The following is a 24,565-nucleotide window of genomic DNA, read 5'->3' on the forward strand; positions in this document are numbered from 1 at the left end:
CGGGGCGGGTCAGCCGTTGACCCATCTGACCAGCCGGTTGAGCACCCGCACGCCGTCGTGCGGGCGTCCGGCGTATCCGTGCTCGGCCGCCCCCAGCGGGACGACGTTGTCCACCCCGCACGCGGCGACGGCGTCCCGCAGCGCGAGCCGGGTCTCCTCGGGGGCGATCCCGACCGTCGAGACGGCAGGACCCAGCAGGGGCAGCGCCCGCCGCAGGTCGTCGACAGCGCGGACCAGGACGAGCCGGGACCCGGGATGCCGCGCGAGGTCGAAGCCGCCGTCGACGCGTACGACCGCCGACGACACCTCGGGCCACTCCCCGTTGACGTACCAGCGCCCGGTGCCGAGCAGGCCCCTGCGCAGCCGGGTGAGGCGTTCCTGGGCCTGCCGCGAGGGCCGGTGCGGGAGCGCCTCGTCCCACTCGGCCAGCACCCCGGCGAGCGCGCGGGCGTACGCGTCGGCCGTGGGGGCGTCGCACTCCACGACGTGCAGCAGCGAGGACGTGCAGGCGGCCTGGTTGGCGATCAGCGAGTCGACCGCGGCGAGGCGGGCCGCGGCCTCCGGGTCCGACCGGACCAGGGCGGCCCCGATCATGCTCAGCGAGAACCGCGGGCCCATGACCAGGGTGTCGGTGCCTCCGCCGCGGGCCGTCACGCTGCCGACGGTCTCCGCGGAGCCCCAGACGACCCGCCGGTCGAAGGCCCCGTCGGCGAACAGGGTCGCCTCCACCCGCCGGTCGCCGCCCCGCCAGTACGCGAGGGTCGTGTGCCTGGCCAGCGGGTGGCCGGGGTCGGTGTCGCGCAGCGCCGTACCCAGCGCGACGACGAGGGCGGCGGCCTCGGCGGCGGGTTTGATCACGCCGGCCCCCTTGGTCGCCCACGCCCACAGCAGGGAGACCACCGGGACCACCGGGGCGTTCCCCGCGGTCAGATGAAGCTGCCTGGTGGGGAGCGCGCGCAGCGCGGGCGGCGTCTCGCGGGCGTGACCCGCGAAACGGGCGGTCATTCCCCGTACGGGCGTCTCGCCGACCTCCCGCCAGGTGTCGAGCGGGCCCGTACCGAGGTCGCGCTCGATCATGCGGCCGACGGCGTCGCCGTCGAAGAGCGCCGGGAGCTGGGCGAGGAAGGCGCGGTGCGCGCGATCGGCGACCAGCGAGGTCGCCGCCAGCAGCGTTCCCGCCTCGGCGGCCTCGGGGGAGCCCGCCAGCAGCGCCCGCCCGATCGCGTCCACGAAGGAGAGCACCTCGGGTACGGGGGTGCGCGCGAGTTCCAGCAGCGCCCCCGCCGGATCGGGTTCGAGCAGGGAGGACGGGGCGGGGGCGGGCAGCACGAGCACCTGCGTCTCGCCGGTGAGCGCGAGCGAGTCGCGGTCCACCACCGGCCGCCCGATCAGGTAGCAGCCGTCGTCGCCCGTCCCCCGGACGTGGTGCGACCCCCGCTCGGCGACCGCCAGGCGGACGTCACCCACCCGGGGCCAGGGGGGCATGACGACCTCGCCCCGGACCACGGCCGGGAGCCGGACGATCTGCGTACCGGCGATCGTGCGGGCATCGAGCGTCATCGGGCCGTTCCTTCCGTTCCCGCTGTTTCCCCCGTTCCTCCCGTGCCTCCATTTCCTCCATTTCCTTCGGTTCCTCCCGCTTCCTCCCCGATGGCGCATCCGCGCTCGCCCGCTCCGGCGGCGCGGACGATCGGAGCGGCCAGGGCCGGTCCCGCCAGACCGCATCCGCAGGGGTCGCGGCGGAGCCTGACGGCGTCGCCCGTGACGACGAACCCCGGGTAGGACAGCGCGAACGGATCCAGCACGGCCAGCACCCCCTCCACGTCGTCGCCTTCGACGGGGGCGAGGAGCCCGTCCACGACGACCGGCTCGACACAGGGAGGGACGTGATAGCGGTCGTTGACGCAGCTCGGGAAGACCGTGTTCAGCTCCGAGGTGGAGTAGGTGTCGACATACCGTTCGCGCGGCACGCCGAGGTGCTCGGCCACCCGCTCCACCAGCTCCTCCCGGGGGATCGCCGTACGGCCCTTCCAGCCGCCTCCGGTGACGACCTGACTGCCGGGAGGCAGCCGGATCCGCCGGGCCGTCGGCGAGAGGTGGCCGAGGTGGCCGAGAAGACCGGAGAGTTCCGGGGGCGTCCCGAACACGAGCACGGGCCGCTCGGCGCCCCTCAGGAATTCGGCGGCGGCCTCGTGGCCGGTGGGCGCGTTACCGGCGCGGGACGGAACCTCGCCGGAGAGGGCGCGCAGGTCGAACGGGGTGTCCCGCAGCCGGTGGACGCGGACGGCCCCCGCGGCCAGGCCGGTCGCCCCCGACTGGATCCCCGTGCCCAGCCCGGGGGCGACGAGCTGGAGGAAGTCGTAGCCGCCGGTCGCCGGGGTCCAGGGCAGGCGCACGCCGGAGGTGGCGCGCAGGGCGGCCAGGGTGAGGCGGTCGCGGGGAACGATGGACGGCCGCCCGCCGGTACCGCTGGAGAACGTGACGTACACTCCGTGCCGCTTCAGGACGGCCCGCCACTGGTCGACGTCGTCGGCGTGCGGGCCGGGGTCGGTGAGCCGCTCGATGAAGATCGACCCCAGCCAGCGCGACAGTTCGGACAGCCCTCCCCGCAACCAGGCCGGGTCGTAGCCCTTGAAGAGCTCACCGGTGACCAGAAACCGGTCGCGGATGTCGGCGAGGGTGATCGCCCCGGTGGAGGACGACTCGCCGACGAGCGCCGCGTACGCGGGGACGGTGGCGGCGTAGCGGTGGTGGTTGCCGACGAGGGCGGCCTCCCTGAGCCTGGCCGCCAGGTCCTCGTCGATCGCGGCTCCCGAGGACCAGAGCCTGGCGCAGACGAGCAGGGACTGCACGGGGGAGACGGCCGTCAGCCGTGAATTCGGACCGGGCACCGTCCGATCGTCGCCCGTATTCGGTGGCCTGACCACCCCGCGAGCCGAGAATAACGGCGCGATTGTCAATCGATGAGCGCAATAAATCTGTATTCAATGGGAAATATCGTGAAATTTTTTCGTGGCATTGATGGCCGGAGGACCCGGCCCCGGACCCCGGCCCCCGGATCTCAGCCCCCCGGCCTTCGGGCCTCAGGCTCTGGCAGTGGAGTGCTCGCCGCTGAAGGCCGCGACGGCTCCCAGGCCGAGGTAGACGACACCGCTGGTGACGTCCAGGCGGCGGCGGGCGCGGGCCGAGCGGCGCAGACGGCCCGCCATGGCCGAGGCGAGCAGGGCGAAGGCGCCGTCGCTGGCCATCCCGAGCGCCGTCCAGATCAGGCCGAGCAGCACGATCTGCGGGGCGATCGGCCCTGCCTCCGGATCGGCGAACTGCGGCAGGAAGGCGAGGAAGAAGATCGCGGTCTTCGGGTTGAGCACGTTGACCACGAAGCCCTCCCAGAACATCCGGGACCTGGTCGCGATCCGCGGCTCGAAGGACTCCTCCCCGTTCGAACGGGTCATGAGCTTGCGTACGCCCAGCCAGACCAGGTAGGCGGCGCCGAGGTACTTCACGATCGTGAAGCCGGTCGCCGAGGCCGCGAGCAGGGCGCTGATGCCCAGGGCGGCGGCGGCCACGTGGACCAGCGAACCGAGGTGGATGCCGAGCACCGACACCAGCCCGGCGGACCGGCCCTGGGCGACGCTGCGGGTCACGATGTAGAGCACCGCGGGCCCCGGGACGAGCAGCAGGGCGAGAGTCGCCGCGGCGAAGAGCGCGAGAGCAGGCAGATCTGGCATGTCCGGATCGTAGGGTCATCGGTTTCCCCGGCGCCTCACATTTTCACCGCCGGACGGTCCTTGCCCGGAGCGGACAGCCCGGCAGTCCGGCAGCCCGGCGGGACGGCCGGACCGGTCGGAGCGACGTCGGCTCCCCCGCTCCGTTCGCGCCGGTCACGGCCCCGACCTAGCAGGGGGCCGCCGTGAGGCCGACGTCGCGGAGCACGGGGTTGCCGCCGAGTTCCACGCTGGGACCGTGACGATCGCCGTCAGCACCGTTCGGGGGTGGCCTCCGCCGACCCCGCCCGCGCGTCCGGCGAAGGCGGATCACCGGTGTTCGCGGATCATGGCTGCTCCACCGGGATCCGCGGGGTCGTCACCGAGGTCAGGGCGCTCAGCAGGGCGGTGGTGGCCGGGGGGTCTGGGGGCTCGCCGTAGGTGGCGGCGTAGACGTGGCGGGTCGAGCAGGGCAGCTCGGTCGTGTTTATCTTCGGGTGCCGGTGGGCGTGCAGGGCGAGCCCAGGCAGGGCGCTCACCCCGATCCCGGCGGCGACCAGGGCCTGGACGGCGACGATGTCGTCGGTGGTGAAGGCGATCTCCGGCTCGAAACCCGCCCTGGCGCACAGCTCCAGCAGGTGGCTGCGGCACCGGTCGCAGCCGCCGATCCACCGGGAGTCGCGGTACGAGGTCAGCTCGCCGATCGGGCCGGAGGTGACCAGATAGCTGGGGTCGTCCAGCAGGTGGAGCAGCCGGATCCCGTCGGCCTCGGGGGCGGTCTCGTCGTAGCGGAAGATGACCGCCACGTCCACGTAACCGGCCTTGAGCATGCGCAGCGCGTCGGGAGGCTCCGTCTCGGTCAGTCGCAGCTCCAGGCCGGGGTGCCCCTCGGCGAGGACGGCGGCGGCCTCCGGCACGAACGTCCCCAGGGCGGAGGGGAAGGCGGCCAGCCTGACCCGCCCGGCGCGCAGGCCCACGTGCGCCGACAGTTCCGCGGACGCGGAGTCGAGGCGGCCGATGATCTCGGTGGCCCGCTCGGCGAGCAGCCGGCCCGCCTCGGTCAGCCGGATGCCCCGGCCGGCCCGCTGGATCAGCTTGGCCCCGGTCTCGGCCTCCAGCTTCGCGAGATGATGGCTCACCGAGGGCTGGGAGTAGTGCAGCTCCCTCGCCGCCGCGGTCACCGAGCCGTGCCGGGACACCGAGGCGAGGACGCGAAGTCGCACGATATCGAGCATGTATTAACTTTATCTATGGATGAGCGGGAAGATAGGCATTGGACGCTATGGATCTCCCCGTCGCATCCTTGAGACATGACAACCTTGACGCTCACCCGCCCGGGCCTGGCCGAGCTGGTCGCCGGGGTCCGTGACCTCGTCGACCCGTCCGCCGACGCTCGGACCACGGCCTTCGCCGTGGCCGGGCTGCTGCGTGAACGGCTGCCGTCCCCCGAGATCCTCACCGAGGAGGAGCGCCTCGGCGACCCCGACCGCTATGTCGGCCACACCCTCCACGCCGAGGAGGACTTCTCGATCGTGGCCGTGGTCTGGCGGCCCGGTCAGAAGACCGTGATCCACGACCACATCGCGTGGTGCGTGTTCGGCGTGCTGCAGGGTGTCGAGTACGAGACCCTCTACCGCGACCACGGCGACCACCTGACCGAGATCGGCAGGGCCGCCAACCTCACCGGTGAGGTGAGCGGGTTCGCCCCGCCCGGCGACATCCACCGCGTCCACAACACGGGCGACGAGACGGCCATCTCGCTGCACATCTACGGGGCCGACCTCGGCGCCGCCCCCACCAGCGTCCGCCGCGTCTACGAGCTGCCCGTCCGCTGAAGGTCTTTTCGCCGGATTCGCTGGATTCACCGAATTCGCCGGATTCGCCGGATTCGCCGAAGGATCGTCCCGCGCCCCGCCCGTCCGGTGAGCGGGGACCACGGGCTCGGCTTCCCCATCGAGCCGGGCCCACCTCCGGCCGCCATCGAGCCCGCTCACCCCTGGCCGCCATCGAGCCGGGCCGTTCCCGGCCGCCATCGAGCCGGGTCTCCGGTCGCAGCTATTTCTCCACTTCGGGTTTCCTGTCGGCGTTCAGGCTCTCCCTGATGGCCTCCAGACGGGCGGCGCCCTCGGCGTCGACGGCGGCGCGCTCGACCTCGATCATCCGGGCCTCGACGGAGCCGGAGGTCAGCTCGGCCTCGCCCAGGGCGCGGGCGTAGCGCTTCTCGATCTTGTCGCGGACCTCGTCCATGGTGGGCGTCTCGTCGGCGGGGGTGAGGCCGGACAGGTCGCCCATCGCCCGGTTGAGCTCCTCCTGCACCTTGGCCTGGTCGAGCTGGGAGAGCAGGCGCATCCGCTCGGCGATCTTCTTCTGCAGGGCCATCGCGTTGGTCTCGACCGCGGCCCGTGCCTGGGCCGAGGCCTGCGCGGCCCGCTCGTGCGCCAGCCGCGACTCCCGCTGCGCGCTCTCAGCCGCCACCAGGCGCGAGGCGAAGGCGCGGGCCGAGTCCTCGTACGACAGGGCCTTGCGCTCGTCACCCGCGGCCCGGGTCCGCTCGGCCAGCAGGATGGCCTGGCGGGCGTTGGCCTGGAGCCTCTCGGTCTCCTCCATGGAACGGGCGAGCCTCATCTCCAGCTCGCGCTCGTTGCCGATCACCGCCGCGGCCTGCCGGCTCAGCCGCCGGTGCCGCTCCTTGGCCTCCTGGATGGCCTGCTCGATCTGGACCCGGGGGTCGGACAGCTCGTCCAGCCGCCCGGAGAGGGCGAAGACCAGATAGCGCCAGGCCCGACGGATGACCTTGAACATGAGGGCTCCTTATCGATCCAGCGCGTCGCGCGTGATCTGCTCGGTTTCGTGGAGGCCCTGGCGGACTCCTTCGAGGGTGTCGGCGAGCTCGTCCAGCACCCGGGTCGGCTCCAGCGGGCCGTTCGCCGACACCGCGGACAGCTCCACCAGGCGGGCGAGGAGCCCTTCGATGCCGATGGCGCTCGACTCCATCCGGGCGAGCACCCGCTCCCGGGTCGCGGAGAGCCGCTCGACCACGGCCCGCTGCGAGGCCAGAGAGGCGAGGGCGCGGTCGATGTCCCGGGCGAGGCCCTGTCCCGCCTCCTCGCGGGCTCGCGCCAGCCTGGCCTGCTCGTTCCCGAGGCCGCCGAGGTCGAACCTGGCCAGCGCGGCGCCGGTGAGCGAGGCCTGCTCGGCGAGCCGCCGCAGCGTGGCCGCCGAGTCGTCGATCCGGGGCCGCATCAGCGCGATCCGCTCGGCCAGCGGGCCGCGCTCCATCGAGGCGCTCAGCTCGCCGAAGCCGTACGCGGCCGATCCGGCCCGCGCGAGCCAGTACTCCTCCGGGCTGCCGGGGGTGACGGCGAGCCCGTCGCGGTGCTCGCGGTCCTGCAGGATCGCGACGCCCGCCTTGGACAGCCAGACGACCACGCCCACGAACGCGGCGGCCGCCGGGTGCACGCTGACGGCCCACGCGGCGCCGCCGGCGGTCGCGCCCAGCAGCAGGCCCCACGGGTCCCTGAGTTCGTCGGCGAGGCGTGCCATCAGAAGTTGGATACCACCGCGGTGAACACCTGGTCGATACTTCCGGATTCGCGAGAATCGTACGCGGCGGCGGCGGTCGCCTCGGAGATCTGCCTCAGCACGCCGAGGTCGGCGTCCTGGCCGTAGGCGATCGTGAACATCCGCACCGTCTCCTGGCCCGCCTCGGTACGCAGGTCGGGCAGCAGGTTCTCCAGGGAGAGGCTGTCGGGGTCCTCGTTCTTGCCGTCGGTCAGGAAGACCACCGCGTTGATCGCGTCACCGTTCCGCAGCTTCCGCACCTGCTCGTGGGCCGCGAGCGCGGTGTCGTACAGGCCGGTGCCTCCGTCGGGGGTGAGGCCGTCGAGCCTGGCGCGCAGCCTCTCGCGCTGGGCGGTGTCGACGGTGGCCAGCGGGGCCAGTTCCAGGTGGTCCTTCGCGCCGTCGCGCTTGGTGGAGAACATCCACAGGCCGACCCTGTCGTGCGGGCCGAACTGGGGCAGCGCGTTGATCGCGGCCTGCTTGGCCAGGTCGAGCTTGCTCTTGCCGGTGTCGGGCACGGAGGCGCCCATCGAGCCGGAGACGTCGATGACCAGGAGGACGTTCGCGGGTTTGCGCAGGTCGGCCCAGCCGGTGAGTATCTTGTCGAGCACGTTCGGGGCGGGCGGGCTCAGCGTTGTTTTCGGCTCGGCGGGCAGCAGCCCGTTCGCCTGGGTGATCAGCTCGCCCGGCTTGCCCTCGTACGAGCGGAAGGCGAACTCGGCGAACCTGGCCTGCTGCTCGGGGGCCTGGAGGTGCGCCAGGAAGTCGGCCGCCACCGCCCGCTTCGCGTCGTCGACCCACGGGGCGGTCAGCACCGCGTACGGGTTGTCGGACATGAGCGTGCCCTCCTTGGGATAGATCGCCGCGAGCGGGACCTTGGGCTTGGCGTGCTTGCCCAGCGTCGCGGGATCACCCGTCGGGTTGCCCTGGTTGTAGTCCCAGACCGACTTCTCCTCGACGGCCACCGCGGAGATGTAGCTCAGGCCCGCGCCCGCGTCGTCGGCCCGCTGGAGGTTCGACAGGAACGTCAGCGTGGTGTCGCCGTAGTGCACGATCGAACGTTCGACACCCCGAACGAAGTCCCTGGCCTTCGCGTCGGCCACGTTCTTCTCCGACAGGTCGCCGGACAGGCCGGTCGCCGCGAAGTAGGCGCCGACGGTGGCGTTCAGGCCGCTGGTGGAGAAGTTGGGGTTGGTCTTGCCGAGTTTGAACCGCCCCCATTCGGGGTGCCCGTACTTCGCCCACGACCCGGCCGACACGGCGAGCACGTCCGACCAGCCGAGCTTCTCGCCCGGCCAGCCCAGCGCCTGGGCCATCGGCAGCGGCATCGCGACGACCAGCGGCGTCTTGGCGATCGACGGGTTGTCGGCGGCGACCAGGGAGCCGGAGTCGTTCGCCGAGGCGCGCTGCTGGAGGAGGGTGATCCAGCCGCTGCTGGCGGGCGACCACACGTCGGGGCGCGGGCCGTCCTGGCGCTCGTCCCAGCCCCTGGCCAGCGCCTGCATCGCGCCGCCGCTCGCCTTGGTCTCGACGACGACGTCGGCGCAGCGCCCGCCCACCTGCCTGCCGTTGTAGCCGGAGGCGATCTTCCTGAGCAGTTCGGCCTTCTCCGACGAGGCGGCGACGGTCAGGGTGACGCCCCCCTCGCAGACCTTGGTGGGCTGCTCGGTGGCCTCGCCCGCCACTCCGGCTCCGGGCTCGCTCGCGCCGACGAGGATCCGCAGGGCGACGATCAGGGCTCCGGCGAGAATGATGGCGACGATGAACGGGGCGAAGTTCCTCCGCCGTCGCCGCGGTTGCTGATACAACCCTGCCTCCCGGGGGGATGTCTGTACTTATCCGACGAACGAATCGCCCCGAGAGTTCTCCGTGACCGGAGTTGGTCGCGGGCGCCGGAAACGGGAGCGGTCGCGGGGGATTCCGGACCGTCGGCGACGGCTTCGAAAGCCTGTCGGCGGTGACTTCGAAACGTGTCGGCGGCGGCTCCGGAAATCCATCGGTGGCGGCCCCGGAAACCCCTCCGCCGTTCTTCGCCGTACGCCCGGAGCATGCCGGGACCGGAAGGACCAGAGCATTCCTGGACCGAATGAGTACGGGCGTACTCATGTGCGGCCGGACGCCTCGGGACGACGCTGGAGTCCTCGAAACGAGCGGCGGACGACGGGAAGGGGCGGCTGAGCATGAGGGAGGCGCGGAAACGCCGGGGGATCGTCGAGGTCGGCGACGAGGCGGTCGTCCAGGCCGAGACGCGGAAGGCGGCCCAGGCGCGGCAGGAACTGGCCGAGGCCGGGCTGAAGGTCCAGCGGGAGCGGGCGGCGTCGAGCAAGGCCGCGCGAAGGACGATCGGGGAGACCCTCCAGCGGCTGGTCACCCAGGACGAGGCCGGGCGGGAGGCGGCCCGGAGCCTCCTCGCCGCCCGGGAGCCGGCCTCACCGGACGACTCCACCTCGTCACCGGAGAGGAGACACGCCGCCCGGCCGTCGTCCGACGCGACGGCCGCCCCGGAGATCGTGCCGGGCGGGGAGACACTGATCTTCACCGGGCAGTCGTACGAATACTGGAACACCGGGAACACGTGGGGGTCCCTCGTGTACGGCAACGACCCGGCCGACGAGTACGCGCGCAGGGCGCAGTCCATCGACGGGGAGCCCGACTACGCCTACGGCGCGTACGGCTTCAGCCTCGTCCTGGAGGCGCGAACCGCCACCACCGTCGAGGTGCGGCCCTTCCTGAGGTACGAGTACCAGACCCGGCTGGAGGGGCCGACGAGTTTCTGGGGCGACGGGGAGGCGTGGTTCCGCTGGGGGCTGGAGATGGGGGTCTGGCAGGACGGGAACCCGGTCACCGACTTCTCCACCACGCAGATCTCCAACGGGAGCATCAGCGGCGGGGCGCCCATCGAGAGCTGGGACGGGGGCTACGCGCCCTCCGAGCTCAAGGTCGGTTTCCTCATGGAGGCCGACCGCCCCTACGTGGTCACGGTCGGCGCCTGGGCGAACTGCGACTCCTGGTGCAGCCCGGGAGCCTGCGGCAAGGTGACCGTCGACATGTGGCTGAAGATGCCCCTGCTCTTCGTCGACCCGGTCTGAGCCGGGGTGCGCCGGAAGGATCACCGTGTGACGCGCCTCCCGAGGAGACGGCCAGGGGGGCGCGTCACGCGCGCTTGACCGTGGCGCCGAACCTGGTCGCGTGTACGCGTACGTGCCCCGCCACCCGCTCGATCCCGGAGACGCGGAAGTCAGCGGGAACCACCGAAGATTCCCCGCCCACCGGCACGCGGGAAGGAGACGGCTCGTCCGGGAGGTAGGCGACGACGTGATCGACGAGTCCGGCGGCGACGAACGGCCCGGCGAGATCCGGACCCACGTCGAGCAGCAAGGAGCGGACCCCGTCCGCGTACAGCGCCCGTAATGTGCCCGCCGGATCGAGGACCGGCAGGCGTGGCGGAACGCGCAGGACACCCGCGCCGTGAGCGTCCGGTACGCCTTCCTCAAGGTGTCCGTCCACGCGGAGGACCGCGTCGGCGCCGATCCTGAGCCGACCGGCGGCGGGGACCCTTTCCAGTGCGCCGAAGGTCCCGGTGTCGTCGGTGACGTACGCCCACGTGACAAGCGGCCTGCCCAGGTCCAGCGCGCCGAGCCAGGGGCCGAGCACGAGCCGCGCCTCGTCGGCCAGTACGCCGGTCTCGACGGCGACTCCCGCGTTCCGCAGCGCGGTCACCCCACCCTCGCCCCGGGATGTCGGGTCGATCAGGGCGACGACCGTGCGGGCGATCCCCGCTTCGATGAGCAGTTGCCTGCACGCGGGCGCGCGTCCCACGTGATTGCAAGGTTCCAGCGTGACGACGGCCGTACCGCCCCGGGCCGCGACACCGGCCGCGCGCAGGGCGTTCCCCTCGGCGTGTGCCTCGCCCTTGCGACGGTGGTACCCCTCACCGACGGGGTGACCCCACGCGTCCAGGATGACGCAGCCGACCGGTGGATTGGGGCTGGTGGTACCCAGTCCGTGGGCCGACAGGGCGATGGCGCGCCGCATCGCCCTGATCACGGCGGGGGAGGCCATCAGACCACCAAGTCGCCGGACAGCGCGGCCTGGAACCTGGTGACGGCGGGAAGTGTGTGATGCGATTTCAGCGACCGGTCGACTGACTTGACCACATTCAAGATCCTAGTCGACCCGGCACTCCTGGCGATCTCCAACGCCTCCTCCGCTACGGTGACCGCCTGCTCCGGTTCGCCGGTGGCGGCGTAGGCGGCGGCCATCCCCGCCAGGGCCATGCCCCGGTCACGGCGATACACCGGTGGTAGCACGGGCAGGGCGGCCTCGTAGGCGGCCACGGCTCGGGACGGTTGCCTTAGCCGAAGCCAGCAGCGGGCTCGTTGTATCTCGATGTAGGCGGCCGAGCAGAACGAGCCATGCCCCCCACGGGCATCGCCGTCGTCGCTGATCGCCGCCGCGTGCGATTGCGCCCTGTCCAACATCGTGTGGCAGGACGTCTCGGCACCGTCCAAGGCATGTCCGTGGGCTTCCTGCTGAAGGATGGCGGCTCGCATGGGGGCGGGCAGCCGATCGGCCTCGCGCAGGGCGGCGGTCGCCAGACCGATCACTTCACCGGGATTCCGTTCGACCATCGCCTGCTGGCTCCGGCGGAACATCGTCCAGGCGAGCATCAGGTGATCGTCGGTTTCGTGGGCCCAGGCCGTCGCGCGGTCGGTCCAGTGGCGGGCCTGGTTCAGATCTCCCGCGTCCTCGTGCAGCCATGCCGTCGATTCGGCGTACTTGGCCGCCAACCGGAGTACGTCGAGCCGGACACTCCCGCGTGCCGCTCCCAGGAGCGATTCCAGGATGGCCAGCTGGTCCCGCACGGCGACCAGGGCGTGTTGCGGCCCCAAGAGGTTGTCTCGTTTGACCAGCAGATGCCACTGATCATGGAAATGCGTCATCAACTCCGCGAGCTGGTCGCCAGAGAACGCCTGCAAACGGACGGTTACCGGTCCCTGCCGCCCCGCACGGACCGATCCGGGACTTTGTGTCCCACCGCCGTCGAACAGAACGGTCTCCGCGACGCCGAACGCTCGCGCGAACAGCTGGGGGTAGGGATCGCGCGGACGGTGCCTCCCCGACTCCCAGGTTCTGAGGCTCCGGACCATGGACTCCCGGGTGGGCAGCCGGGCACGAATACGGTCGTCGGCCGCGTCGGCGAGTTGTTTGGCCATCTCCCTCTGCGACCAGCAGCGGTTACGGCGCTCGGCTCGCAGGCGGGCGGCCCAGGGCGGGACTTCGTTCACGTGGCACCTCACAGAGGTGGGAATCCGCTTGTCTCCTCCAGTTTTCACTGTCAGGGAGCGGTCACGCAGCGTCGTGGCGAAAGTGTGCGGACATTGGACCGCACACCGCCGCCTTCGCGCCGGGCGTGTCCGTCAGAACGCCGCTGAGCCGTACTCCTGGAGGAAGAGCGCCTCGGCGGTGGCGGTGCGGCGGAGTTCCTCGATGTTCACCCGCTCGTTGGGGGCGTGGATCGCCGCGTCGTCGTCCTCGGCGCCGAAGAGCAGGATCGTGGCGGCGGGGAACTGCCTGACGAAGGTGGAGACGAGCGGGATCGAGCCACCGGCGCCGACGTCGCGCGGGGGACGGCCGAAGGCACGTTCCATCGCCCGGTTCAGCGCGGAGCGGGCCGCGCCGCCGGTGTCTGCCAGGTAGCCGGAGCCCATGGTGTAGTCGCCGACGTCCACCTGGACGCCCCAGGGGGCGACCTGCCGCAGGAAGTCGACGACGGCCTCGACGGTGGTCTTCGGGTCACCGGCCGGGGGCACCCGCACGGTCACCCTGGCCCTGGCGACGGCCTGGACGGCGTTGATCGCGCCGGAGACCGTCGGCACGTCCAGGCCGGTGACCGTGATCGCGTACGACGCCCACAGGCGGTCGGCGAGCGAGCCGGAGCCGACCGCGGAGACGCCGTCGAGGATGCCCGCGGTGGAGCGGAAGTCCTCCTCCGACGGTCCGGTGCCGAGGAAGCTGCCGCGCGGCAGGCCGGGGACGCGGATGTCGCCGTGGTCGTCGTGCAGGGCGGCGAGCATCCGGATCAGCGCCGCGAGGGCGTCGGGGGCGGCGCCGCCGAACGAGCCGCTGTGCAGCGACTCCTTGAGGGTGCGCACCTCGACGGTGAAGGCGCCCATGCCGCGCAGCGAGGTCGTCACCGCCGGGTCGCCCACCCGGGGGTTGCCGGTGTCGGCGACCACGATCGCGTCGGCGCGGAACAACTCGGGGTTGTGCTCGACGAAGGACTCCAGGCGCTCGCCCGCGTACTCCTCCTGGCCCTCGATGATGACCTTGACGCCGACCGGGAAGCGCCCCTGGAAGGCGCGGAGCGCCGCGACGTGGGAGATGACGCCCGACTTGTCGTCGGCCGCGCCCCGGCCGTGGATCGCGCCGTCGATCTCCGTCGGCTCGAAGGGCGGGGTGCGCCAGAGCGCGAGGTCGCCGGTGGGCTGCACGTCGTAGTGCGCGTACAGGAGAACGGTCGGCGCGCCGGGCGGGGCCGGGGCCTCCGCGTAGACGGCGGGGAAGCTGCCCTCGACGGGGATCTGCCGGACACGCGGCAGGCCGGTGCTCCGCAGCAGCTCCTCGACCGTCGCGGCGGCCGCGTGCACGGGCTCCTCGGGGTGGCCGGGGAAGGCCACCGACGGGATGGCGACGAGCCTTTTGAGGTCCGCCGTCGCCTGGGGCATGCCGGCGGTGACGGCGTTCTCGATCTCGTCAGGAGTCACGACTTTCCCCCGCATCTCAATATCTGGTGCGTCCTATTGGATCACAACCGTAGGTACGGCCGCTCTCGCGCACGATTCCAGCACACAAGGGTTCCGCCAAGTGGAACCGGGGTTTGGGCAATGCCCGGAGACCCTTCTCCCCTGATCGCGGATTTCGTCGTTGTTACATAGGCGTTTTGCGGATTCCGAGGTTCTCGCACTTTAATGCCACGTTTTCACTTGGCAAGAGCTGTTCTGGCAGGCAGACTGGGGGAAGCTCAGCTCAACGAGGGAAGATCGTGATGACGCACCCTGAAAACACCGACGTGACCTCGCTCATGAAGGCCGCGCAGGACAACCTGTGGATGCACTTCACCCGGCACAGCTCGTACGAGGGCGCCGAGGTGCCGATGATCGTGCGGGGTGAGGGCTCCTACATCTACGACGTGCACGGCAAGCGCTACCTCGACGGCCTCGCGGGCCTCTTCGTGGTCCAGGCGGGTCACGGCCGCAGCGAGCTGGCCGAGGCCGCCGCCAAGCAGGCCCAGGAGCTGGCGTTCTTCCCGCTGTGGTCGTACGCGCACCCCAAGGCCGTCGAGCTGGCCCAGCGTCTCGCCGCCGAGACCCCCGGCGACCTCAACCGCGTCTTCTTCACCACCGGCGGCGGCGAGGCCGTCGAGAGCGCGTGGAAGCTCGCCAAGCAGTACTTCAAGATCACCGGTAAGCCGCTCAAGCACAAGGTCATCAGCCGGCAGATCGCCTACCACGGCACCCCGCAGGGCGCCCTGTCGATCACCGGCATCCCGGCCTTCAAGCAGATGTTCGAGCCGCTGGTCCCGGGTTCCGTCAGGGTGCCCAACACCAACCACTACCGCGCCGACGAGATCACCGGCGTGCCTGGTATGACGCCCGAGCAGTACGGCTACTGGGCCGCCGAGCGCGTCGCCCGCGCCATCGAGATGGAGGGCCCCGACACCGTGGCCGCCGTCTTCGTCGAGCCGGTGCAGAACGCGGGCGGCTGCTTCCCGCCGCCCCCCGGATACTTCAAGCGCCTGCGCGAGATCTGCGACGAGTACGACGTCCTGCTCGTCTCGGACGAGGTCATCTGCGCCTTCGGCCGCCTCGGCACCATGTTCGGCGGGCAGAAGTTCGACTACGTCCCCGACATCATCACCTGCGCCAAGGGCATGACCAGCGGCTACTCGCCGATCGGCGCCATGATCGCCTCCGATCGCCTCTTCGAGCCGTTCAAGAACGGCACCGAGATGTTCGCCCACGGCTACACCTTCGGCGGCCACCCGGTGTCCTCGGCCGTCGCGCTGGCCAACCTCGACCTGTTCGAGCGGGAGGACCTGCTCGGCCACGTCACCCGCAACGAGCCGGTCTTCCGCTCCACCCTGGAGAGGCTCCGCGACCTGCCGATCGTCGGCGACGTGCGCGGCTCCGGCTACTTCTGGGGCATCGAGCTCGTCAAGGACAAGGCCACCAAGGAGACCTTCGACATGGAGGAGTCCGAGCGTCTCATCAGGGGCTTCCTGTCCGGAGCCCTCTACGAGGCGGGCCTGTACTGCCGCGCCGACGACCGGGGAGACCCGGTCATCCAGCTCGCCCCGCCGCTCATCTGCGGCCCCAAGGAGTTCGACGAGATCGAGTCCATCCTCCACTCGGTGCTGACGGAGGCATGGAGCCGCCTCTGAGCGCGCCCGGCCGCGCCCCCTCCGGACCGCCACGCGCGGCCCGGAGAGACGCGCCGTACCCGCCGGCGACCGCGCCGTCCCGCCGTCCCGGCCCGCCGTGCTTGTGCCCTCCCGCCGCCCACCGGCCGGTTCACCACCGGGCCGGTGGCCCGCCCGTGCCCTCCCGGCGTCACGCACGCCGGAGTGAGAACGCACCGCACCCGCGGAAGCCTCGCTGTGCCACTCCGTCGGAACAACGAAAGGAAATCCCATGAAGATCGGCGTGCCCGCCGAGGTCAAGAACCACGAGTACCGCGTCGCCGCGACCCCGGCGGGCGTGCACGAGCTCGTCCGTCACGGCCACGACGTCTACCTCCAGCGTGACGCGGGCCTCGGCTCGCACCTCACCGACGAGGAGTACCTCTTCGCCGGGGCCAAGATCCTCGACACCGCCGACGAGGTGTGGGACCAGGCCGAGATGATCCTCAAGGTGAAGGAGCCCATCGCGGAGGAGTACCACCGCATGCGCCCCGGCCAGGTGCTCTTCACCTACCTGCACCTCGCGGCCGGCCGCGAGTGCACCGACGCCCTCCTCGACCGCCAGGTCACCGGCATCGCGTACGAGACCGTCCAGGTCGGCAACACCCTGCCGCTGCTCGCCCCGATGTCCGAGGTCGCGGGCCGGCTCGCCCCGCAGGTCGGCGCCTACAACCTCATGCGCTTCAACGGCGGGCGCGGCGTGCTGCCCGGCGGCGTGCCCGGCGTGGCCCCCGCCAAGGTCGTCGTCATCGGCGCGGGCGTCTCCGGGCTCAACGCCGCCCAGATCGCGGTCGGCATGGGCGCGGACGTCACCGTCCTCGATCTCAACATCGACCGCCTGCGCTTCGTCGACGCCATCTACCAGGGCCGTCTCAAGACCCTCGTCTCGACCTCGTACGCGATCGAGAAGGAGGTCCTGGAGGCCGACCTGGTGATCGGCGCCGTGCTGATCCCCGGCGCCAAGGCCCCGACCCTCGTCTCCAACGAGCTGGTCTCCCGCATGAAGCCGGGCTCCGTGCTCGTCGACATCGCCATCGACCAGGGCGGCTGCTTCGAGGACTCCCGCCCGACCACGCACGCCGAGCCGACCTACCAGGTCCACAACTCGATCTTCTACTGCGTGGCCAACATGCCGGGGTCCGTCGCCAACACCTCCACCTACGCGCTGACCAACGCCACGCTGCCCTACGCGGTCAAGCTGGCCGGTCTCGGCTGGAAGGCCGCGCTCCAGGGGGACGCCTCCCTCGCGCTGGGCCTCAACACCCACGCGGGACGGCTCACCAACGAGCAGGTCGCCATCGCCCTCGGCCTGCCGTACGTGCCGGTCTCCGAGGTCATCGCCGCCTGAGCCGGGGTCCCGTACGTCCCGCGCCCGGCCGGCGCGGGACGCGGACGGTTTTCGACAGGCGGACGGCTTCCGGCGGGCGGGCGGTTTTCGACGCGCGGGTGGCTTTCGACAGGCGGATTGCTTTCGACACGCGGACGGTTTCCGGCGGCCGGACGACCGCGTCGGTCACGACGACAGGCCGGAACGCAGGGCGCGGGCGGTGACCAGGACGTGCTCGATCTCCACCGGGGTCGGCCAGGGCGCGTCGCCGGGACGCAGCAGCGTGGCCCGTACGGACGCCAGGTGCTCGATCGCGCCCGACGGCAGCCCGCTCCGCTCGGTCAGCCACGCCGTGACGTCGGTGTGGTCGCGCAGCGGCCGGGTGACGAGGTCCCAGGTGCCGAGGATCTCGGTCAGGTCGGCGACCCTCAGGGGGGTGCCGCCCCGCCGGGCGACGGCGGCCACGGCGAGTTCGGCGCGGGCGACGAGCTCGGGCTCGGTGGTCCGGCCCCACGGGGGAGCGGGCGGGTCGGAGAGCCACTGCTCCGCCTCGCGGGAGAAGCCCGCGGCCGACAGCAGCGCGGCCAGCTCGACCGCGGCCCGGTGGTGCCCGGCCTGTGCCGCCTGGCGGAACCAGTGCTGCCCGCCCCTCAGGTCGCTGTGCTCGGCGATGAGCAGCAGGCCGAAGTTGAAGGCGGCCTCCGGGTCGCCGCCCGCCGCGGCCCGGCTGAACCAGTGCCCGGCCCCCCGCGCGTCGCTCATCTCCACGCACACGAACCCGGCCGTCCGCTGGTCGTCGATCCTGCCGGTGCAGGCCGCCCGCTCGAACCAGGCGCGTGCGGTGCGCAGGTCGCCGAGTGAGAGCGCGATCCCGCCGAGCTGGGACGCGGCGCCGGGGTGCTCGTTCCTGGCGGCGAGCCTGAAGAACGCCTCCGCCCCCTCGGGATCGCGGTTGGCCCGCAGGAACAGCCCGAGGTGGTAGGCCGCGTCGGCGTGGCCGCTCCGGGCGGCCAGCTCCCACCAGCGCAGCGTCTCGTCCTCCTCCCCGGAGGCGTAGGCGAGGAACCCGAGGTCGTGGGCCGAGGCCAGGTCGCCGTCCATCGCGGCCCTGCGGTGCCACTCCCCGGCCTCCTTCGCCTCGCCGCCGTCCTCGCAGAGCAGCGCGAGCCGCCTCGTCGCCGCCCGGGAGCCCGCCCTGGCCGCCGTCTCGAACCAGCGCCGGGCGGCGGGGACGTCGCCGTGCTGGTCGAGCAGGAGGGTCGCCAGGTTCACCGCGGCCTCGACGTCCCCGGCGTTCGCCGCCAGCTCGTACCATCGCGCGGCCTCCGCGGGGGTGCCGTGCTTCTCGTGCCAGATCCCCAGGTTGTAGGCGCTGTCGAGGTTTCCCGCGGCGGCCGCGCGCTCCCACCAGTGCCGTGCCGCCGAGCGGTCGCCCCGCTGCGCGAAGTGGCGGCCCAGCTGGTGGGCGGCCTGCACGTCACCGCCGTGCGCGGCGAGCAGCAGCGCCGTCTCGCCGTCCGTGTCGTTCTCGTGCTCGGTGCTCCGGGGGGTGGGTATCAACCCCGCGGCCCCCTCCGGGTCGTCAGGCCACCACCCCATGTCACCCTCCTCGCCGACGTCGCGCAGCCGACAGACCACAGGGTGCCACGTAACCGCTTGACCTCGGAGGGTAATCGCGACTTCCATTCGCGGGTCTGGTCGTCGTATCGGGCGTGTCCGGGCCGACGGCCTGCCGCCCGGGTCCCGGCGCCCGGACGAACGCTCAGACGAAGCGCACGAACCCCACGTACATGCCCATCGAGCAGACGTAGCGCAGGGAACCGGCCTCCCGCGCGTCCAGCCGTACGGTGGCGGGCAGTGTCACGTCGCGGCCGTCGATCGTGAGCGTGCCGGTGCAGCCGGGGATGCCCTCAAGGCGGAAGACGAGGTCGGTGGGGACTCCCGCGCGGACGGTCACCACGCCCGGCCGGTAGCCGTGGCCGGTGGCCCGGACCTCGACCCTCTGGACGCCGCCGGCGCGTACGGCGGTGACGGCACTCTCCCGATCGTCCCCCGCCCGTCCCGGTGAGGCGCCCACCAGCCGTGCCGGGCCGTCCGCCGTCATCGCCGTGCCACCGGATCCGGGGAGCCACCCGCCGAGACTCAGCCCCGAGGAGATCGTCCACAGACCCGCCGCCAGCGCGACGACCCCCGCCAGCGCCGCCGTCCTGCCCGTCGCGGCCCGCCGCAGGACGAGCCCGAGCAGGGCGAACGCGGGAGCCGTCCCTGTCACGAACCCGGCCATCACCGCGGTACCGCCCAGCGCCGACCCGCTGGACACCGCGACCATCTCGGTGCTGAGCGTCACCCCGCACGGCAGCAGGACCGTCGCGGCACCGAGCGCCAGCGCCCTGGGCGTGGGGGCGGCGATCCCGGACACGCGGTCACGCCAGGACGTACGCCCGCTCGGCGGGGCCTCCGGGTGGCATCCGTCCTCCGGTCCGCGGCCGAACACGCGGACGCCGAAGAACACGACCGCGATCCCGGCCACGACGAGCAGCGCGGCCCTGACCTGGGGACCCAGCCGCACCGCGGACCCGGCCAGGCCGAGCAGGGCTCCGGCCGCCATGTGGGAGCCGAGGCGCCCGGCGATGAACAGCGCGATGACCGCCGGACCCGAGGGCCCCGCTCCGGCTTCCCCGCACCCGGTCGTACGGCTACGAGAGCGGCGACAAGAGGTGAGACCGGTGAGCAGGCCGCCCTGCACGGCCGCGCACGAGGCCGTACCCGCGACCAGTCCCGCGGCGAGCCCTCCGGCGAACAGCGCGGCCGGTCCCGCGCTCAGCGGACATCCCCGGTGACCATCCAGATCCCCACGGACCTAACGTAATCTCGCCGAAGGGTAACCGAAGGTGACAATTCCTTACCGAGCGCGCACGCTGCCCTTACCTGACGTCCAGGTGCCCCGGGCAGTCCGTTACGGCGTGGTCCGGGTGTCCGCGAAGATCGAGGTGTCGAGCGTGAAGCCGACCGGCTCGGGGAGATGGAGACGCGAACCCGTCTCGACCCGGGTGGAGGTCCGGTACTCGCCCTCCTTGGGGTCACTGAGGACCGTCACGGTGGCGGGCGCGGCCACGGGGTCGATCAGGAGCGTCACGGGGACACCGCCGGAGGCGTAGATGACGGGCTTGCGGTCGCGGTCGTCGACGGTGCTTCCGGGGGACACGATCTCGGCGACCATGAGGAGACCGGAGGAGAGCAGCTCGCGGGCGCCCCAGCGCGGGCAGTCGGCGGGCGCCAGGACGAAGTCGGGAACGACCGGGTCGCGCGGTCCGTCTATGCGGACGTCGACGTTGCCGCTGAAACCATCCCACTCCTTCTCCTCAAGGAGGGGAAGGAGGGCGCGATACAGGCGCATCGCGATCCTGGCGTGTTCGGGGCCGCCCATCGGGCTCACTACCAGTCTCCCATCGATGATCTCGGTCCGCAGCCCTGGAAGCTGCGGGAGCGCGTCGAAGAGTTCGCGCGCCGTTCCTGGCAGGGGCTGGGACGAGGTCTCGGGGGAGGGGCGCAGCTTGGCGTGGCTCCGTCGCGATGTCATGACCATGACGATATGTCCCTTCGTGTTCTGGCGAACACGTTGAGTATCGCAAGTGGAACGGGCAGGCGCGAGCCTTTACCGGGATGTGGGAAGGTCAGATCCAGCCGGGGCGGACGAGGCCGGATTCGTAGGCGATGACGACCAGCTGGGCGCGGTCGCGGGCGTGGAGTTTCATCATGGTCCGGCTGACGTGGGTCTTGGCGGTGGCGGGGCTCATGAAGAGCTCGCCCGCGATCTCGTCGTTGGTCATGCCGGTGCCGACCAGGGCGAGGACCTCGCGCTCGCGGTCGGTGAGCGGGCCGAGGTCGCGGGTGTGGTGCGGCTCCTTGGCGCGGCTCGCGTACTCGGCGATCAGGCGGCGGGTCACGCCGGGGGAGAGCAGGGCGTCGCCTCCGGCCACCACCCGGACGGCCTGGATGAGCTCGGCCGGTTCGGTGTCCTTGACCAGGAAGCCGCTGGCGCCGCCGCGCAGGGCCTCGAAGACGTACTCGTCCAGCTCGAAGGTCGTCAGGATGATGACCTTCGGCCCTGGGGGCATCTCTCGGGTGGCGGCCAGGCCGTCCATGCCGGGCATGCGGATGTCCATCAGGACCACGTCCGGCTCGTGCTCGGCGACCAGCCGCAGGGCCTGCGCCCCGTCGGAGGCCTCGGCCACCACGGTCATCCCCGGCTGCGCGTCCAGCAGGGCACGGAACCCGGCCCTGACGAGGGCCTGGTCGTCGGCGAGGACAATCTTGATCATCAGGGCTCCTCCGGGATCGGCAGCCGGGCCTCGACGCGGAAGCCCCGGCCGTGGTGCGTGGCGGTGAGCGTTCCCCCGAGGGCGGCGGCCCGCTCCCGCATGCCGGGGACGCCGTTCCCGCTGCCCAGGCTCTCCCCGGGGGCGTCGCCGCCGGTGTCGCCGCCCGTGTCGGTGACCTGGACGGTGAGCGCGCGGGGGTCGTAGCGGAGCACGACCGTGACCGACGCGCCGGGGGCGTGCCGGGTGACGTTGGTGAGGGCCTCCTGCACGATGCGGTACCCGGCCCGGTCGATCTCGGGAGGCAGCGGCCCGGCCTCGCCGACGATCTCCTTGACGACCGGCAGCCCGCTGCGCTCGACGAGCTCGTCGAGCCGGTCCAGTCCGGCGGTGGGGGAGCGGGGGGCGCCGTCGCGCAGGACGTTGAGCACCGACCGCATCTCGGTCAGCACGTCCTTGGACGCCTGCTTGATCGTGGTGAGCGCGGTCCGCGCCTGCTCGGGCCGGTCGTCGATGAGGTGCAGCGCGGTGGACGCCTGCACGTGGATGAGGGAGATGTTGTGCGCGAGCACGTCGTGCAGCTCCTGCGCCATGGTCAGCCGTTCCTCGCTGGCCTGCCGCCGCAGCTCCTCCTCCGCCACCCGCTCGCGCTCGGCCTGCCGCTCCCTCCTGGCCCGCGAGAACTCCGCCACCACCAGGAGCAGGCCCATCAGCGCGCCCACCGTGAGGTCGTGGAGCCAGCCGGGCGTACGGACGGGGGCGAGCCAGGACGTGTAGACCACGAGGAACACGTAGGCCAGGCCCCATATCGACCAGGCCGCCCGCCGGTGGCCGCTCACCACGGCGGTGTGCAACGCGATGATCGGGCTGAGGAAGGCCGGGCCGTAGGGATAGCCGAGGCCGATGAAGACCGCGGTCGAGCCCGCCGCGACCGCCAGGCAGAGCACCGGACGGCGGCGGCGTACGATCAGGGCCAGGGGCCCGGCCAGCACGAGCGCGCAGCCCAGCGGGTCGAGCGGGGCCCTGAGCATGCCGGTGTCGTGGACCTGCCACCACTGCACGCCGCGGGTGGCCATGACCTGGAAGACCCCCGCGAACAGCGGGAGCAGCAACTCGGCCCAGCGGGGTTTGGCGCGCACGTCAGCACTGTACGCGCGCCCGCCAGGAGAGCGCGTCCATCTCGTGAGGCATGAGGTAGTACATCCCCCGCGGTAGGGAAGGGGCTGACAATGCTCACGGGCTGAGTCAAGCTGTCTGCGGGAGGTCTCATGATCAATCGTCGATTCGCCACCCCCCTGGCGGGGATCCTGGTGGGAAGTTCCTTGGTGCTCGTCCAACCCGCGGCCGCCTCTCCACCGGCGCCGCGGGTCGAGAAGAAACCGGTCGCGGAGGGGTACGGGGGCGCGGTCTCGACCGTCGACCTCGACGCCAGCGAGGCCGCGCTGGGCGTGCTGCGCGCGGGCGGCAACGCCGTGGACGCGGCGGTCGCCGCGGCGGCCACCCTGGGCGTGACCGAGCCCTACTCGGCCGGGCTGGCCGGGGGCGGGTTCATCGTCTACTACGACGCGCGCCGCAAGAAGATCCACACGATCGACGGCCGGGAGGCCGCGCCGAAGGCGATGGGGCCGTCCTCCCTGGAGGGCATCCCGTTCGAGGAGGCCGTGACCAGCGGGCTGTCCGCGGGGGTGCCCGGCAGCGTGGCCCAGTGGGAGCTGGCGCTGCGCAAGTTCGGCACGCTCTCGCTGCGCCAGGCGCTGAGGCCCGCGATCGAGGTCGCGTCCAAGGGATTCAAGGTCGACCAGACCTTCTACGACCAGACCGCCGCCAACGCCGCCCGGTTCAAGGACTTCACCTCCACGGCCAAGCTCTACCTGCCGGGCGGTGCCCCGCCGCCGGTCGGCTCCACCTTCCGCAACCCCGAGCTGGCCGACACCTACCGCAGGCTCGGCAGGCAGGGCGGCGAGTGGCTGTACGGCGGCTCGCTGGGCGCCGAGGTCGTGGCCACCGTCAAGAGGCCGCCGGTCACCCCGGGCTCCACCCGCAACGTGCGGGCCGGGCTGATGGAACTGCCCGACCTGAAGGCCTACCGGGCGCTCGAACGGCCGCCCACGAAGGTGACGTACAAGGGCATGGACGTGTACGGCATGGCGCCGCCGTCCTCGGGGGGATCGACGGTCGGCGAGGCGCTCAACATCCTTGAGGCCCTGCCGAAGGTCGGCGAGCACGAGTACCTGGAGGCGTCCAGGCTCTCCTTCGCCGACCGGGGCAAGTACGTGGGCGACATCCCGAACGTCCCGCTCAAGGAGCTGCTGTCCGACGGGTTCGCCAAGGAGCGCGCCTGCCTGATCGGCGAGCGGGCGCTGACGAGCCCGGCCGCGCCGGGCAACCCCGACGGGACGTACGGGCCGTGCGCGCCCGCGCCCTCGGCCGACGCCACCCCGTCGGCGCCCGAGGGGCCGGAGACCACGCACCTGGTGGTCACGGACCGGTGGGGCAACGTGGTCGCCTACAACATCACCATCGAGTCGACCGGCGGCAACGGCATCGTCGTCCCCGGCCGGGGCTTCCTGCTCAACAACGAGCTGACCGACTTCACCTTCGGACCGGCCCCGGGCGACCCGAACCTGCCCGCGCCGGGCAAGCGGCCCCGTTCCTCGATGGCGCCGACGATCGTCCTGAAGAACGGCGAGCCGCTGCTCGCGCTGGGTTCCCCCGGCGGCTCGACGATCATCACCACCGTGCTGCAGATCCTGGTCAACCGCTGGGACCTCGGCATGACGCTCCCCGAGGCGCTCGCCGCGCCCCGGGCCACCCAGCGCAACACCGCCCAGACCCAGGCCGAGCAGGGCTTCATCGACCGCTACGGCGCCGCGCTCACCGCCCGGGGCCACAGCCTCGTGCTGAACCCCGAGATCGGCGCGGCCACGGCGGTGGAGTTCCTGCGGCACGGGAAGCTCCAGGCGGTCGCGGAGCCGACCCGTCGCGGCGGCGGCAGCGCGCTGGTGGTGAGCGGGCGCAGGTAGGGCTCCCGCCCGCCCGTTCCCGCCCGCACGCCGCGGTACGCGCGGCGACGACGGGCACGACGGGCACGACGACGGTACGAACGGATGCCGACCCCGGCGGCGCGGTCTCGACCGCGTCGCCGGGCGTCGTCAGGTGGCGGTGCCGGTAGGAGCCGGGGGCGGTGGGGGCG

At 72.1% G+C, this 24,565-nt stretch carries 20 protein-coding genes; 5 read left to right on the top strand and 15 right to left on the bottom strand.

The window, feature by feature from the left end:
• Positions 1 to 9 precede the first annotated feature (9 nt).
• The 4 genes from ACSC1Q_RS21380 to ACSC1Q_RS21395 all read right to left on the bottom strand — a co-directional run bounded on the left by ACSC1Q_RS21380 (position 10) and on the right by ACSC1Q_RS21395 (position 4,939).
• The gene (locus ACSC1Q_RS21380) at positions 10 to 1,560 is read right to left on the bottom strand and encodes an acyl-CoA reductase (RefSeq protein ID WP_436760458.1); all 1,551 of its coding nucleotides are present in this window, start codon (positions 1,558 to 1,560) and stop codon (positions 10 to 12) included.
• On the bottom strand, positions 1,557 to 2,891 hold the full coding sequence (locus ACSC1Q_RS21385) for a LuxE/PaaK family acyltransferase (RefSeq protein WP_436760459.1): 1,335 nt from the start codon (positions 2,889 to 2,891) through the stop codon (positions 1,557 to 1,559). Before ACSC1Q_RS21385 ends, ACSC1Q_RS21380 begins: the two co-directional genes overlap by 4 nt.
• A gap of 192 nt (positions 2,892 to 3,083) precedes the next feature.
• Positions 3,084 to 3,728 (bottom strand): LysE family translocator, encoded by a 645-nt coding sequence (locus ACSC1Q_RS21390; protein ID WP_436760460.1) that lies wholly within the window; start codon positions 3,726 to 3,728, stop codon positions 3,084 to 3,086.
• A 323-nt stretch (positions 3,729 to 4,051) separates the two neighbouring features.
• Positions 4,052 to 4,939, bottom strand: a complete 888-nt coding sequence (locus tag ACSC1Q_RS21395) for a LysR family transcriptional regulator (protein ID WP_436760461.1) — start codon at positions 4,937 to 4,939, stop codon at positions 4,052 to 4,054.
• A gap of 75 nt (positions 4,940 to 5,014) precedes the next feature.
• Here ACSC1Q_RS21395 and ACSC1Q_RS21400 point away from each other — a divergent pair, with 75 nt between their 5' ends.
• Positions 5,015 to 5,539: a cysteine dioxygenase family protein gene (locus tag ACSC1Q_RS21400; protein ID WP_436760462.1), complete on the top strand. Its 525-nt coding sequence runs from the start codon at positions 5,015 to 5,017 to the stop codon at positions 5,537 to 5,539.
• A gap of 220 nt (positions 5,540 to 5,759) precedes the next feature.
• On the opposite strand, the gene ACSC1Q_RS21405 is transcribed toward ACSC1Q_RS21400, so the two are convergent.
• Genes ACSC1Q_RS21405 through ACSC1Q_RS21415 form a run of 3 tightly spaced genes read right to left on the bottom strand, consistent with a single transcriptional unit; the run spans position 5,760 to position 9,073 of the window.
• Positions 5,760 to 6,506, bottom strand: a complete 747-nt coding sequence (locus ACSC1Q_RS21405) for a PspA/IM30 family protein (protein WP_436760463.1) — start codon at positions 6,504 to 6,506, stop codon at positions 5,760 to 5,762.
• Positions 6,507 to 6,515: 9 nt separating this feature from the next.
• On the bottom strand, positions 6,516 to 7,247 hold the full coding sequence (locus ACSC1Q_RS21410; RefSeq protein WP_436760464.1) for a hypothetical protein: 732 nt from the start codon (positions 7,245 to 7,247) through the stop codon (positions 6,516 to 6,518).
• A complete protein-coding gene (locus ACSC1Q_RS21415) occupies positions 7,247 to 9,073 on the bottom strand; it encodes an extracellular solute-binding protein (protein WP_436760465.1) in 1,827 nt (608 codons plus the stop codon). Before ACSC1Q_RS21415 ends, ACSC1Q_RS21410 begins: the two co-directional genes overlap by 1 nt.
• A 372-nt stretch (positions 9,074 to 9,445) precedes the next feature.
• Between ACSC1Q_RS21415 and ACSC1Q_RS21420 the strand changes: the two genes are divergently transcribed.
• Positions 9,446 to 10,354, top strand: a complete 909-nt coding sequence (locus tag ACSC1Q_RS21420) for a hypothetical protein (protein ID WP_436760466.1) — start codon at positions 9,446 to 9,448, stop codon at positions 10,352 to 10,354.
• 64 nt (positions 10,355 to 10,418) lie between these two features.
• Here ACSC1Q_RS21420 and ACSC1Q_RS21425 read toward each other — a convergent pair whose 3' ends face one another.
• From ACSC1Q_RS21425 to ACSC1Q_RS21435, 3 genes are all read right to left on the bottom strand, one after another.
• Positions 10,419 to 11,327: a bifunctional diaminohydroxyphosphoribosylaminopyrimidine deaminase/5-amino-6-(5-phosphoribosylamino)uracil reductase RibD gene (locus tag ACSC1Q_RS21425; RefSeq protein WP_436760467.1), complete on the bottom strand. Its 909-nt coding sequence runs from the start codon at positions 11,325 to 11,327 to the stop codon at positions 10,419 to 10,421.
• The gene (locus ACSC1Q_RS21430) at positions 11,327 to 12,481 is read right to left on the bottom strand and encodes an NsdA family TPR-like regulatory protein (RefSeq protein ID WP_436760468.1); all 1,155 of its coding nucleotides are present in this window, start codon (positions 12,479 to 12,481) and stop codon (positions 11,327 to 11,329) included. The genes ACSC1Q_RS21425 and ACSC1Q_RS21430 overlap by 1 nt, the downstream gene beginning before the upstream one ends.
• Positions 12,482 to 12,685: 204 nt before the next feature.
• Positions 12,686 to 14,032 (bottom strand): M20/M25/M40 family metallo-hydrolase, encoded by a 1,347-nt coding sequence (locus tag ACSC1Q_RS21435; RefSeq protein ID WP_436760469.1) that lies wholly within the window; start codon positions 14,030 to 14,032, stop codon positions 12,686 to 12,688.
• A gap of 281 nt (positions 14,033 to 14,313) precedes the next feature.
• Between ACSC1Q_RS21435 and ACSC1Q_RS21440 the strand changes: the two genes are divergently transcribed.
• Together ACSC1Q_RS21440 and ald are read left to right on the top strand one after the other, a co-directional pair.
• Entirely contained in the window at positions 14,314 to 15,708 is a 1,395-nt protein-coding gene (locus tag ACSC1Q_RS21440) for an aspartate aminotransferase family protein (protein ID WP_436760470.1), read from the top strand.
• 250 nt (positions 15,709 to 15,958) lie between these two features.
• Entirely contained in the window at positions 15,959 to 17,074 is a 1,116-nt protein-coding gene (ald, locus tag ACSC1Q_RS21445) for an alanine dehydrogenase (protein WP_436760471.1), read from the top strand.
• Between the two features lie 165 nt (positions 17,075 to 17,239).
• On the opposite strand, the gene ACSC1Q_RS21450 is transcribed toward ald, so the two are convergent.
• The 5 genes from ACSC1Q_RS21450 to ACSC1Q_RS21470 form a co-directional block, all read right to left on the bottom strand.
• Positions 17,240 to 18,652 (bottom strand): tetratricopeptide repeat protein, encoded by a 1,413-nt coding sequence (locus ACSC1Q_RS21450; RefSeq protein WP_436760472.1) that lies wholly within the window; start codon positions 18,650 to 18,652, stop codon positions 17,240 to 17,242.
• A 163-nt stretch (positions 18,653 to 18,815) separates the two neighbouring features.
• Positions 18,816 to 19,799, bottom strand: coding sequence for a sulfite exporter TauE/SafE family protein (locus ACSC1Q_RS21455; protein WP_436760473.1), 984 nt, complete (start codon positions 19,797 to 19,799; stop codon positions 18,816 to 18,818).
• A gap of 210 nt (positions 19,800 to 20,009) precedes the next feature.
• Positions 20,010 to 20,633, bottom strand: a complete 624-nt coding sequence (locus ACSC1Q_RS21460; protein WP_436760474.1) for a Uma2 family endonuclease — start codon at positions 20,631 to 20,633, stop codon at positions 20,010 to 20,012.
• 94 nt (positions 20,634 to 20,727) lie between these two features.
• Complete coding sequence (locus tag ACSC1Q_RS21465) at positions 20,728 to 21,375, bottom strand: response regulator transcription factor (RefSeq protein ID WP_436760475.1); 648 nt, start codon at positions 21,373 to 21,375, stop codon at positions 20,728 to 20,730.
• Positions 21,375 to 22,511 (bottom strand): sensor histidine kinase, encoded by a 1,137-nt coding sequence (locus tag ACSC1Q_RS21470; protein WP_436760476.1) that lies wholly within the window; start codon positions 22,509 to 22,511, stop codon positions 21,375 to 21,377. The genes ACSC1Q_RS21465 and ACSC1Q_RS21470 overlap by 1 nt, the downstream gene beginning before the upstream one ends.
• A 129-nt stretch (positions 22,512 to 22,640) precedes the next feature.
• Between ACSC1Q_RS21470 and ACSC1Q_RS21475 the strand changes: the two genes are divergently transcribed.
• Entirely contained in the window at positions 22,641 to 24,395 is a 1,755-nt protein-coding gene (locus tag ACSC1Q_RS21475; RefSeq protein ID WP_436760477.1) for a gamma-glutamyltransferase family protein, read from the top strand.
• The last annotated feature ends 170 nt before the right edge of the window (positions 24,396 to 24,565 follow it).

Source organism: Streptosporangium heterodermiicola, assembly GCF_051390675.1.
GTDB lineage: Bacteria > Actinomycetota > Actinomycetes > Streptosporangiales > Streptosporangiaceae > Streptosporangium.